Genomic DNA, 12,516 nt, shown 5'->3' on the forward strand with positions numbered 1-12,516 from the left:
GCTCTCACCGGCCGCCTACCGCACCCGCCGCCACGCCCTCCGCCGGTGTTACGGGGCCGCGCGCCCGCCGGACACCCGGCACCGCCGACCGCCACCCGTATGGCGTGCCGCCTTCACTCTCCTGCCGCTGTGGGCACGCCCCTGCGCCGAAGGCCGGAAACCCTGGGATCCGGCAGTTCCCCGATCAGACAGCCTCCTCGTGGAGACGGAGAAGTGAGAGACGCATGGCCGCACCTTCCGCCCCTGGCCCCCTGAGCCGGTACCGACGCGGGTGGGTCCTCGCCGTGGCCCTCCTCGCGATGTGGTGCGCCGCCGGACCGGCCGCGGCCGCCCACCGGGCCACGGGCCGGGTACCGGCCGCCGGTCAACGGCCCGTAGGCGCCCCGGCGTTCACCGGTACGGCTCCGGCGCGCTCGGCCCCGGCGGCGACGCCCACCAAGCCGCTGGTCTTCATGGGCCTGGGCACGATGGCCGGTCTGACCGTGGTGGCGGGCGCGGCGCTCATCGCGAGCGCCCGGCGGCGCCGGGGCTCCGCCCCGCCGACGGACCGCTGCTGACCGCCCCGACCCGTCCCCTTCGGGCCCTCGCGGCCCATGCCCGTACACCGGCGAACGGCAGAAAAGGACCGACCACACCATGCCCACCCTCACGACGACCGACGGCACGGAGATCTTCTACAAGGACTGGGGGACGGGCCGCCCCGTCGTGTTCAGCCACGGCTGGCCGCTCAACGCCGATGCCTGGGACGACCAGCTGCACCTGGTGGCCACCCACGGGTTCCGTGCGGTCGCCCACGACCGCCGCGGCCACGGCCGTTCCGGCCAGCCCTGGCAGGGCAACGACATGGACACCTACGCGGACGACCTGGCGCAGCTGATGGACACGCTGGACCTGCGGGAGGCGGTGCTGGTCGGGCACTCCACCGGCGGCGGCGAGGTGGCCCGCTACATCGGCCGGCACGGCACCGGCCGGGTGGCGAAGGCGGTCCTGCTCGGTGCCGTACCGCCGCTGATGCTCAGGACCGAGGCCAATCCGGAGGGGCTGCCGCTGGGGATCTTCGACGGGATCCGCGCGGGTGTGGCCGGCGACCGGTCGCAGTTCTACAAGGACCTCAGCGAGACCTTCTACGGTGCCAACCGGCACGGGTCCGCCGTCTCCCAGGGCGTGCGCGAGGCGTTCTGGCTCTGGAGCATGCAGGTGGGGCTGAAGGCGGCGTACGACTGCGTCCGGCAGTTCTCGGAGACCGACTTCACCGAGGACCTCAAGCGGTTCGACGTCCCCACCCTGATCATCCACGGCGATGACGACCAGATCGTGCCGTTCGTGGCCTCCGGCCAGAAGTCGGCGAAGCTGGTGAAGGACGCCACGCTGAAGATCTATCCGGGTGCGCCGCACGGCCTGTTCGCGGTCGGCTCGTACAAGGACGACTTCCACGCCGATCTGCTGGCGTTCCTCAACAGCTGAGCGACCCGGCAGGCCGGAGCGGGCCGTTGCCGGTCCGGCGCGCGGCCGCACACAAAAGCCGGTGCCGGCCGTCAGCTTTGATTACCTCCGGCGGCCGTCAAAGCCCCAGCCGCTGCGCTCGCAGCCTTCGCTGAAGACGGGGCCGACGCGGTCCAGAACGCCCGCCGAGAGCCAGCAGGCGGCGTGGTGGCCGTGGCCGCGGCCGTGGTTGTCGTGGTGGTGGCCCTTGTTGCAAGCCAGGGCGGCGCTCGCACCGCCCATGACGATGGTGGTGGCCAGGGCGCTGGCTGCGATCGCGGCGCGGATGCGCATGTTTGCTCCTCGGGAGGATCAAAGGGGTATATCGACCTTTTCAGTGATCACCTTCGCAGAACCTCCCAAAACCTTCCTCAACCGGAATTGCGCGAGTCGGCGTAACGGGTTGCCTGGTTTTTACCCGGCGTGTGTCCGGCCCCGGCGCCCGCCCCTCCGCCCCCGCTCGGAGCGACGGGACGCTCAACGCCCTTGGATGAAGGGCCTGTTCAGGGCCGGACGCGGCCCGCGGCGCCGCTCCGGTGCGGGCGTCCGGTCACGACGGGCCACTCGCCCCGAAGGGATGATCCGTCCGTCGCCGGATCGGCTCAGACCTCTTCCGCCGCGAGTGCCTTCCCGCGGCGCGCGGGGCGGGTGCCCGGGCGCAGGCCCAGCGACACCAGCGCCACGGCCACGGCGAGGAAGCCCGACAGCACCGCGAAGCCGGTCACCTGGGATCCGGTGACATCGGTCAGCCGGCCGACCAGATAGGGGCCCGCGAAGCCGCCGAGGTTTCCCAGGGCGTTGATCAGGCCCAGCGCGACGGCCACCACCTCGATGCGCAGCAACTGGCCGGGGATCGCCCAGAAGGGTCCGTACGGCGCATGGACCGCGGCCGCGGTCACACACAGCAGCAGCATCCGGGGCAGGGCGCCGTCCACGACCTGTCCCAGCAGCAGGGCGACGATGCCCACGACGAGCGGGACGGCCACCGCCTGGCGCCGTTTGCCGGTGCGGTCGGACCAGGCGGCGTTGGCGATCATCGCGGCCAGCGCGACCGTGAACGGGATCGCGGTGAGCAGCCCGACCTCGGTGGACGAGCCGCCGTGCGTCAGGTCCTTGATGACCGTGGGCAGCCAGAGGTTGAAGCCGTAGAAACCGGTGATCCAGAAGAAGTAGACGCCGATGAGGACGAGGACCTGCTTCTGCCGGACGGCGTCGAGATACGAGCCGCTGCCGGCCGGCGGTTTGGCGGCCTCGTCGGCGGCGAGCGCGCGCTCCACGTCCTCGGCCTCGGCGCGCGAGATCCAACGGGCCCGGGCCGGCCGGTCGGCGACCGTGAACCACCAGACCACCGCCCAGACCAGGGGTGGTACGCCCTGGAGCACCAGCACCCAGCGCCAGCTCGCATGGCCGAGCATCCACCCGGACAGCGGGGCCATGAGGACCGAGGAGAGCGGCAGACAGGCCATCCACAGGGCGTTGGCACGGGCCCGCTCCCGCAGCGGGAACCACGAGGCGAGCAGGATGAGGACCGCGGGCCAGACCCCGCCCTCGAAGAAGCCCAGCACGAAACGGGCCGCGTAGAACTGTGCCTTGGTCTGCACGAGACCCGACAGCGACGCGGCCACCCCCCACGCCACCATGAGCAGGAGGACGGTCTTCCGGGCGCTCCAGCGCTGGGCGAGGAGCGCGGCCGGGATCTGCAGGAAGACATAGCCGACGAAGAAGAGGCCGCCGACCAGACCCTTGTCGGCGTTGGACAGCGCCAGATCGCCGTGGAGGTAGGGGAGGATGACGGAGACGTTGTTCCGGTCGAGGTACGCCAGCATGTACATGATCGCGGCGACCGGGATGACGTACACCCAGCGCTTGGCGGGGACCGCGGGGCCACCGGCGCTGTCGGTGCGGCCGTCTCCCCTGCCGGGCCACTGGGCCACGAGGTCCCCTCCCGTAGGCTCCGGTGCCGCGGCGTCGACCCCGAAGTGAACGAACCACGCATCTGTGGTTGCGTGATCCACGCATTTCAGGGTGGTCACTCGCCGAACGGGCTGTCAAGAGGTGTGCGCGGCGCTGCCGTCGGCGCTCCCGTCGGCAGTCCCTCCGGTGCCGTCCGGGACCGGATGCACCCGCCATCCCGCGTCCGCGTACGCGGCCAGCTCCCGCTCCGTGCCCTCGGAGATCAGCCCCGTGTCCGCCGGCATCGCCGCCCAGTACGGAAAGCTCCCCGTCCCGCCGAGTGCGCAATGGTCGGCGAGCACCCAGGCGGCCCGGGCGCACCCGGCCATCGTCTCCTTCAGCGCGGCCTGTTCGGGGTCGGGGCAGTTGATGCCGCGGCGGGGGTCGAGGCCGTCCGAGCCGAGGAAGGCGAGATCCGGGGTGAGCCGGCGCAGCGCCTGTTCGGTCCGGGTGCCCAGCAGGGACTCGCCGGGGCGCCGCAGCCGGCCGCCGAGCACCTCGACCGCCACCTCGGCGTCGGCCAGTTCGACCAGCGTGGCCAGGCTGTTGGTGACGATGGTGAGGTCGCGGCGGGCGCGCAGTGCACGGGCCAGCCGGGCGACGGCGCTGCCCGCGTCTAGGAGCACGATGTCGCCGCTGCGCACCAGCCCGGCCGCGGCGTGGGCGAGGGCGTCCTTCTCGCCTTGCCGTGCCCGGTCCTTGTCGTGCCGGGAGCGCTCCGCCGCCCGGTGGTCGACCGCGCCGCCGTACGTGCGGGTGATGTGCCCGAGGGCGGCCAGCGTGGCGAGGTCGCGGCGGACGGTGGACAGCGAGACATCGAATGCGGCGGCGAGGTCGTGCACGCTGATGTCCCCGGCGCCGAGCAGTTCCACCATCCGCGCACGCCGTTGCCGGGTGGCCGGGCGTTCCCCACTGGTCACGTCACTCCCGCCTCTGTCTGCCGGTCGACCGGGCGGCGCCCTCGCGGGCACCTCGCGCACGTTGCGCGTTTCGCGCAATTCGAGGCTAGCAGTCGGGCGGACAGCGGCGGGCGGTCCTCCGTCGTGACCTGGTGGTCAGGCGAGTACCTTCGCCTTGGCCTTCTGGAACTCCTCTTCGGTGATGTCCCCGTGGTTCTTCAGTTCGGCGAGCTTCGCCAGGGAATCCGCGTGCCGGGCCGTCTCGTCACCGGTCCCGACGGTGTCCCGGAGATAGCTCTGCAGCTGCTTTTGCTGCCGTTCGGCCTGCGCGTAATCCCGCTCACTCATTTCGTGGCCGCGCGCGATCACATAGATGAAGACGCCCAGGAAGGGCAGCACGATCACCAGGACGAGCCAGCCCGTCTTGGCCCAGTTGTTGATGTCACGGCTCCGGAAGATGTCACCGATGATCCTGAAGAGCAGGATCAGCCACAGAATCCACAGAAAGATCAGGCACATCGTCCAGAACGCGTTGAGCAGCGGATAGTCCATCACGGCCTCCTCGTGACGCTTGGAGCCCCGAGCTCATCCGTCCCTCACCTCAAGGATCGTCGAGGTCGACGTCCAGCGCGAGCAGATCGACGCCGGTGAGCGCCTGCTCCGTCCAGATCACCTTGCCGCCGGTGGTGTAGCGGGTTCCCCAGCGCTCGGCCAATTGGGCGACGAGGAAGAGTCCGCGGCCGCCCTCGTCGGTGGTGGCGGCCTGCCGCAGATGCGGCGAGGTACTGCTGCGGTCGGAGACCTCGCAGATCAGGGCGGTGTCGCGGATCAGCCGCACGCCGATGGGACCGGCCGCGTACCGGATGGAGTTGGTGACCAGCTCGCTGAGGATCAGCTCGGCGGTGAACGCCGCGTCCGCCAGGCCCCATTCGATCAGCTTGCGGACCGCCGTGGCGCGTATGTGGGCCACGGCCGAGGGGTCCGGCGGCACCTCCCACTCGGCGACGTGCGCGGTGTCCAGCACCTGGGTGCGGGCGACGAGCAGGGCGATGTCGTCGCTGGGGCGCTCCGGCAGCAGCGCGCTCAGCGCGGCCTCACAGGTCTCCTCCGGCGTCCGCGCCGGGTGGTCGGCCAGCGTACGGCTCAGCAGCGCCATGCCCTCGTCGAGGTCGCGGTTGCGGTCCTCGACGAGCCCGTCGGTGAACAGCACCAGTCGGCTCGCCTCGGGCAGCTGCTGGTGCCAGGTCTCGAACGGCAGCCCGCCGAGCCCGAGGGGCGGACCGCCGGGCACATCGGCGATCTCGGCGGTGCCGTCCGGCCGCAGCAGCAGGGGCTGGACGTGCCCGGCGCGCGCCATGGTGCAGTTCCCGGACGCCGGGTCGTAGATGGCGTAGAGGCAGGTGGCGCCGGTGACCGAACCCTCGGCGCCCTCGTCCTGGTCGATGCGGGTGACGAGTTCGTCGAGGTGCCAGAGGATTTCGTCGGGCGGCAGGTCCAGATTGGCGAAGTTGTGGACCGCGGTGCGCAGCCGTCCCATCGTGGCGGCGGCGTGCAGCCCGTGCCCCACGACGTCCCCCACGACCAGCGCCACCCGGGCGCCGGGCAGCGGAATGATGTCGAACCAGTCGCCGCCGACGCCGCCGAGTCCGCCGCGCCCCGCCTGGGCGGGCAGATAGCGGTAGGCCGCCTCGACGGCGTTCTGCTCCGGCAGGGCACGCGGCAGGAGGCTGCGCTGCAGGGTGACGGCCATGGTGTGCTCGCGGGTGTAGCGGCGGGCGTTGTCGATGCTCACCGCGGCGCGGGCGACCAGTTCCTCGGCGACGGACAGGTCCTCGTCCTCGAACGGCTCGGGGACGTTGGAGCGCCAGAAGATGGCCACGCCCAGGATGACGCCACGGGCCCGCAACGGCACCGCGATCCTGGAGTGGATGCCGTGCTGGACTATCTTTCTGGCCCGGTCGGGGCTCTGCAGATGCCAGCCGGTGAACGCCGCCAGATCCGCCTCCAGGGCCGCCTGCCCGCTCAGCAGACTGGCGCCGAGGGTGGTGGCCGGCTCGAAGCGGATCAGCCGGCCGACGGGGTAGAGGCCGCTCTCGGGCGGCGCGCCGCTGAGCGCCGTCCGCCGCATCTCCACGACCGCGCTGGAGGGCACGGTCGGTTCCTCACCGATCAGCACGTCCTCGGCCAGATCGACGGTGACGATGTCGGCGAAGCGGCTGGCGCCGAACTCCGCGAGCTCCTCACAGGTGCGCACCACGTCGAGGGTGGTGCCGATCTCCGTACCGGCGTCGTAGAGCAGCTTGAGGCGGCCTCGGGCCACATCGGCCCGGCCGGTGAGCGCCCGCAGCTCGGTGGTGTCCCGCAGCGTCGTGACGCTGCCCGGCGGTCCCCCCGCCTGGTCCGTCGAGCGCTGGTTGACGGCCAGCAGCCGGTCGCCGACCGGGTGGACCTCGTCGGTGACGACCCGGCCGGAGGCCAGCAGATGGGCGGTGGCGGGGTCGAGTCCGAGCTCGGTGACCGGCCGCCCCTCGACCTCGGGCGGCAGGTCGAGCAGCCGGCGCGCCTCGTCGTTGGCGAGCAGCAGACAGCCGTCACCGCCGACGATGATCACGCCCTCGCGTACGGCGTGCAGCACCGCGTCGTGGTGTTCGTACATCCGGGTCATCTCGGCCGGGCCGAGGCCGTGGGTCTGCCGCCGCAGGCGCCTGCTGACCAGTGCGGTGCCGCCGGTGGCCACGAGGAGGACTCCGGCCGCGGCGCCGAACAGCAGCGGGAACTGGTTGTCGACGACGCCGCTGACGCGATTGACGGTGATACCGGCCGAGACCAGCCCGATGACCTTGCCGTTGCGGCCGAAGACCGGCACCACGGCCTGCACCAGGGGCCCGATGGTGCCGGTGATCCGCTCGGTGACCACCCCGCCGGCCAGCGCCGGTTTGATCGTGCCGACGAACTTCTTGCCGATGCGGTTGGGGATGGGGTGGGTGTAGCGGATGCCCTGCGTGTTCATCACGACGATGAAGTCGACCTCGGAGCTTTTGCGCGCGGCTTCCGTCCGCGGCTGCAGTACCGCGGTGGGATCGGCGCTCCGCAGGGCGGCTTCGATGCCCGGCGCATTCGCGAAGGCCTCGGCGACCGCGACCGACCGGTTGCGGGCCTCACGGTCTCCGTCGGCCCTGGATTGCAGCACGAGGGCCGCGATGGCGGCGGCGACGAGCAACACCACGATCGCCACCTGCAGGAGAAAGACCTGACCTGCGACAGTTCGCATCCTGAGAACCGAACGCGGGCGGCCGTAGCGTCCGGCCATGTCCTCTTTGTACACCTCCCGCATACGGTGGGCGAGCCGCGCGATGCGGAGCGCAGCAGCAGCGAGCGCCCGCGCTGCTGCCGGGCGGCCTCACGGGCTGTCAGAGGATCGTCCCGTGATCCGGGGCCGGGCGCCAGAGGGCGGAAAGTCTCCCGGGTAGGTTTTACTGGTACGCATATGCGAACCTCTTCGACGAAGAGGACATACACGGCGCTCGCGAGGCGCCGCGGTACGGGGAACAAATCGCCCATGGTCCGGACGGTTCATGTAACTCTTCCCACAAGGCCGGACGCTTGCCTGATCGGCGCCGGGCGCCCATGTGAGTCCGGCCTAAGCACGATATGCCTGGTCAGCCGCGCTCGCCAGGCGAGCGGATCCGCCCCTGAGGTGGTACCGGGGCGCCCCCTGCCGTGACAGGGGCGGGCGCGACGGTATGAGACGTTCGTGGGCATGCATGTTCCCGAGGAGATCCGTGCCGAGGCGGCCGCGCTCATCGACCACCACGCGCTCGGGCTGTGGAAGCCGAATGACGCCGACCGGCGAGCCGCCGTGGCGCTGTACCGCTTCCTCGAAACCGGTGTGCCGCTCACGAGCGAGCAGATCCGGGCCGCCCTTGCGCACGCGGAACCGCCGGCCGGGCTGCACGAGCGGCTGCTGACGCTGCTGCAGGCGACCGCCGGCCTGCTCGACGACGCAGCGGTGTCCGAGAGCTCCGCCGGCCGGGACGCCGTCGACCACGTATGCCTGCTGCTGGACGCGCTCGCGCTCTCCGGGCTCTCCGGGCAGTAAGAAGAAGGCCCGCCCGGGCAAGCGCTCCGGGCGGGCGGTTCCGGGCCGTGAAGGCGCTATTCGGACAGCGGGGCGGACGCCGTCATGGCGGGGGCCTGCTCGTCCTCGGGCACCGAGATCACCCAGTGCGTCTCCTGGCGGGGGCGCAGGTAGATCACCCAGTACCCGGCGGCGGCCAGCACGATCGCGCCGGTGATGACCAGGCTCTCGGTGCTCTGCTGGTAGAGCACCCACGCCAGCACCACGATCAGCAGCGCCGGGATCGCCGGCCACAGCGGCATCCGCCAGGCCAGCCGGTGCTTGTGCTCGCCGCGGCGCGAGACCAGGGCGCCCAGGGCGACGAAGACGTACATCGCGGCGACGGCCACTCCGGTGACCTCGCTGAGGGTGTCGAGGTTGACGAAGCACAGGGCCGCACCGGGCACGCCGACCGCGAGGGTCGCCGCCCAGGGGGAGCCGAAGCGCCGGCCGACGTGCGAGAAGATGCGGTTGACGGGGGTCGGCCAGGCGGCGTCGCGCGCCGAGGAGAAGACCACCCGGGAGTTCTGGATCACCATCACGATCGCCGCGTTGATGATCGCCAGGGCGATACAGAGGCTGACGAAGGTACCGACGCCCGAGTTGCTCCAGTCCCGCACCATGCCGGCGACGTCACCGGCGCCGAGGGTCTTCAGGTCGGGGGCGCCCAGGGTGATGGCGATGACCGGGATCAGGACGACGGCCGCGCCGATGGCGAGGGTCCACAGCACGGTGCGCGAGACGTTGCGGCGGGGGTTGTCCATCTCCTCGGCCAGGTACACGGCGGTGGAGAAGCCCTGCAGGATGAAGAGCGCGGTGGCCAGTCCGGCCACGATGAGGCCCCCGGTGACCGCGGCGCTGTGCCCGTTCCCGGCATCGAGGACGGGGTGGACGAGGACGGACGCGGGCCGCTGGGTGTGGGTGAAGCCGAGGAAGGCGACGACCGCGCAGGCCACGACCTCCAGCACCAGGAAGATGCCGGTGATCCAGGCGTTGGCGCGCAGATCGAGCAGCCCCATGGCGGTGGCCAGCAGCATCACCGCGGCGGCGGTCCACTGCGGATCCAGATGCACGATCGGGGCCAGATAGTCGGCGGTGCCCAGCGCGATGATGGGCGGCACGATCATGACGACGATCAGCGAGAGTATGAAAACCAGCCAGCCGGCGAGACGGCCCATGAGCGTGCCGACCATGGCGTATTCGCCGCCGGAGCTCGGTATCAGCGTGCCGAGTTCCGAGTAGGTGAAGGCCACGCCGACACACAGCAGCGCCGCGATGGCGATGGTCAGTGCGGTGCCCGTGCCCAGGGTGGCGAAGGAGTCCGGAACGATCACGAAGAGCGAGGACGCCGGGGTCAGACAGGACAGCGTGAGCAGGGTGCCGCCGACCACACCGATCGACCGGGTGAGTTTGGGGCTGGTCGCGGCGTCCCCCTCCGTCGCCGCGCGGGTGTCCCGCTCAGGCGCTGCGGAGGCAACAGGCGTGTAGGGCATCTCGGTATCCGTATCCCATCGGTGCTGGCGGCATGAGGGGTGGCGCATGCGGGGGAACGCCGCAAAGCGGCCTGAACCCGGACGACCGAGCGCCCGCTTTGGTGACCGAATAAAACCCCTGCCGACGACTCCCGTCAAGACCCCGTTAAAGGCGTGAGACAACGAAATCCGCAGCATTGCTGGCTACTTGGAACGCTTATCCATGATCTGCCTGCGGAATTCAAGCGGATTTCGCGGCTGGACGGGGCGGTGGGAGAGGCCCGTGGGCACCGCCGAATCCGTTGCGGTCCCGGCGGATCCGCGCCCGTCCCGTCATCCCTTGTGCGCGTGCACGCGGGCGATCAGCAGCGCCACGTCGTCGTGATCGTGCTCGTCGCGCAGGGCGGCCAGCAGGCGGTCGCAGAGCACCTCCAGATCCTGCTCGGGCTCCGCCAGCAGTTCCAGCAGGGTGTCCAGACGGGCGTCTATCGGCTGGTCGCGGGTTTCGATCAGCCCGTCGGTGTAGAGCACCAGCTGATCACCGTCGCGCAGCGGGACCGTGGTCTGCTCGAAGGGGACGCCACCGACGCCGAGCGGCGCGCCGGTGGGCAGGTCCAGCAGCTCGGGCGGCCGGTCCGGCCGCACCACGATCGGTGGCAGATGCCCGGCGACGGCGACCCGGCACTCGGTGCGGTGCGGGTCGTACACGGCGTACAGGCAGGTGGCGAATGCCGGGTCGAGGCCGACGGCGATGTGGTCGAGATGGCGCAGCACCTCGTCCGGGTCGAGGTCGAGGTCGGCCAGGGCGCGGGCGGTGGTGCGCAGCTGACCCATGGTGGCGGCGGCGTTGATGCCGCTTCCCATGACGTCGCCGACGACCAGCGCGGTCTTGTCCCCGGCCACGGGTATCGCGTCGAACCAGTCGCCGCCGACCTCGCTGGCCGCCTGGGCGGGCTGATAGCGGTAGGCGATCTCCATGGCCGTGGGCTGCGGGGGCCGGTGGTTCATCAGATGGCGCTGGAGGGTGAGCGCGGTGCGGCGTTCGCTCTGATAGGAACGCGCGTTGTCGATGCAGACCGCCGCCCGGGCGGCCAGTTCCACGGCGAGCACCGCGTCGTCCTCGTCGAACGGCTCCGGATTGCGCACGCGGTAGAGCGACAACGCGCCGAGGACCTCACCCCGGGCGATCAGCGGGACGGCCAGATAGGAGTGCAGCCCCGCCTTCTTCAGAAGGGCGGCCCCTCGCAGGTCCGCGGCGATGTGCGGCAGATCTTCCTCGTCCACCTGGGAGACGAGCACCGGGCGCGCCTCGGTCACACACCGGGTGATCAGCCGGTCGGTCTCGTAGGAGGCGATCTGGCCGGTGGGATCGGCGGCGCTGACGGCCTCGGTGGAGTAGGCCGTGGAGACGGCGAGCGCCCGGAAGCGGGCCGGGCCGCCGCGGGAGAGCGAGGTCGGCCGGCGGCCGTCCAGGACGGCGTCGAGGACGTCGACGGCTGCCATGTCCGCCAGTTCGGGGACGATGACGTCGGCCAGTTCGTGTGCGGTCTGGTCGACGTCGAGGGTGGTGCCGACGGTGGCGGAGGCGTCGGCGATGACGGCCAGCCGCCTGCGGGCGCGGGCCGCCTCGATGGCGGCCCGGTGCTGCTCGGTGACGTCCACGACCGAGGTGGCCAGCCCCAGCACCCGGCCGTGGGCGTCCTCCAGCCGGTAGTACGACACCGACCAGGCCTTGTCGGCATGGGGGTCGGAGGCGGTGCGCACGAGGGTGAACTGGTCGAGCATCGGCGTACCGGTGTCGAGGACCTCGCGCATGCCGGCCACGATGGTGTCGGTGTCCAGGAAGGAGAGGGCCTCGCGGACCTCGTGGCCGATGTGCTGGTCGGCCGGCAGCTCGTTGATGCGCTCCAGTGCGGGGTTGACCATGACGAAGCGCAGCGAGGTGTCGAGGACCGCCAGGCCGATCGGCGACTGGGCCACCAGGCGGACGGACAGCGCCAGATCGCGCTCCACCCGCCGCAGCACGGCCTGGTCGGTGGCGATGCCCAGGGCGTAGGACTCGCCGCGCTCGTCCAGCAGCCGCATGTTGCGGAATTCGACGAGCCGGGTGCTGCCGTCCTTGTGCTGGACCGGGAAGACCCCTGCCCAGCTCTCGCCGCCCGCCATGACCTCGGTGAACAGGTTCAGCACCAGATCGAAGTGCTCCGGTCCCACCAGCAGCTGCGCGGCGGTCCGGCCGAGCGCTTCCTGCGCGCTCCAGCCGAACAGCGCCTCGGCCTGCGGGCTCCACAGGGTGATCCGTCCGTCCGCGTCCAGCATCACGGCGGCCACGCCGAGCACGTCCAGCAGGCCGCCAGGCTGCCCCGGTGCGGCCCCTACCCGGGCCGCACCCTCGGGGAACGCGTCGGTCGCACCCATCCAGGCACTCCTTCCGCCGGTCATCGCAGACCGACAGCCGTGGCGCTCTCCGTACATCGGCCGATTCTCACTGTGCTTCCGCTGGTCTCCATCATCTCTCGACACGGGACGGACCTGCAGGGAGAGCGAGATCCGCAGGGCGTCCGCGACCCGTGCGCGAGCGAGCATTATCCGA

At 71.3% G+C, this 12,516-nt stretch carries 10 protein-coding genes; 3 read left to right on the forward strand and 7 right to left on the reverse strand.

The annotated features are described in order from the left end of the window. The first annotated feature begins 224 nt into the window (after positions 1-224). Both OIU81_RS01710 and OIU81_RS01715 read left to right on the forward strand, forming a co-directional pair. Positions 225-557, forward strand: a complete 333-nt coding sequence (locus OIU81_RS01710; protein WP_329142362.1) for a hypothetical protein — start codon at positions 225-227, stop codon at positions 555-557. A gap of 79 nt (positions 558-636) precedes the next feature. Further along, positions 637-1,464, forward strand: coding sequence for an alpha/beta fold hydrolase (locus tag OIU81_RS01715; RefSeq protein ID WP_329142364.1), 828 nt, complete (start codon positions 637-639; stop codon positions 1,462-1,464). Positions 1,465-1,545: 81 nt separating this feature from the next. On the opposite strand, the gene OIU81_RS01720 is transcribed toward OIU81_RS01715, so the two are convergent. The 5 genes from OIU81_RS01720 to OIU81_RS01740 form a co-directional block, all read right to left on the reverse strand. Further along, the gene (locus OIU81_RS01720) at positions 1,546-1,776 is read right to left on the reverse strand and encodes a hypothetical protein (RefSeq protein ID WP_329142366.1); all 231 of its coding nucleotides are present in this window, start codon (positions 1,774-1,776) and stop codon (positions 1,546-1,548) included. Between the two features lie 308 nt (positions 1,777-2,084). Further along, positions 2,085-3,416, reverse strand: coding sequence for an MFS transporter (locus tag OIU81_RS01725; protein WP_329142368.1), 1,332 nt, complete (start codon positions 3,414-3,416; stop codon positions 2,085-2,087). Between the two features lie 114 nt (positions 3,417-3,530). Continuing rightward, complete coding sequence (locus OIU81_RS01730; protein ID WP_329142370.1) at positions 3,531-4,355, reverse strand: DeoR/GlpR family DNA-binding transcription regulator; 825 nt, start codon at positions 4,353-4,355, stop codon at positions 3,531-3,533. Between the two features lie 135 nt (positions 4,356-4,490). After that, on the reverse strand, positions 4,491-4,886 hold the full coding sequence (locus OIU81_RS01735) for an SHOCT domain-containing protein (RefSeq protein ID WP_329142371.1): 396 nt from the start codon (positions 4,884-4,886) through the stop codon (positions 4,491-4,493). 49 nt (positions 4,887-4,935) lie between these two features. Then, complete coding sequence (locus OIU81_RS01740; protein WP_329142373.1) at positions 4,936-7,644, reverse strand: SpoIIE family protein phosphatase; 2,709 nt, start codon at positions 7,642-7,644, stop codon at positions 4,936-4,938. A 450-nt stretch (positions 7,645-8,094) separates the two neighbouring features. Here OIU81_RS01740 and OIU81_RS01745 point away from each other — a divergent pair, with 450 nt between their 5' ends. Then, a complete protein-coding gene (locus OIU81_RS01745) occupies positions 8,095-8,433 on the forward strand; it encodes a hypothetical protein (protein ID WP_329142375.1) in 339 nt (112 codons plus the stop codon). Between the two features lie 56 nt (positions 8,434-8,489). On the opposite strand, the gene OIU81_RS01750 is transcribed toward OIU81_RS01745, so the two are convergent. Next, positions 8,490-9,944: an APC family permease gene (locus OIU81_RS01750; RefSeq protein ID WP_329142377.1), complete on the reverse strand. Its 1,455-nt coding sequence runs from the start codon at positions 9,942-9,944 to the stop codon at positions 8,490-8,492. A 312-nt stretch (positions 9,945-10,256) separates the two neighbouring features. Beyond that, positions 10,257-12,341, reverse strand: coding sequence for a SpoIIE family protein phosphatase (locus tag OIU81_RS01755; protein ID WP_329142379.1), 2,085 nt, complete (start codon positions 12,339-12,341; stop codon positions 10,257-10,259). Positions 12,342-12,516: the final 175 nt, after the last annotated feature.

This window comes from Streptomyces sp. NBC_01454, from assembly GCF_036227565.1.
Lineage (GTDB): Bacteria > Actinomycetota > Actinomycetes > Streptomycetales > Streptomycetaceae > Streptomyces.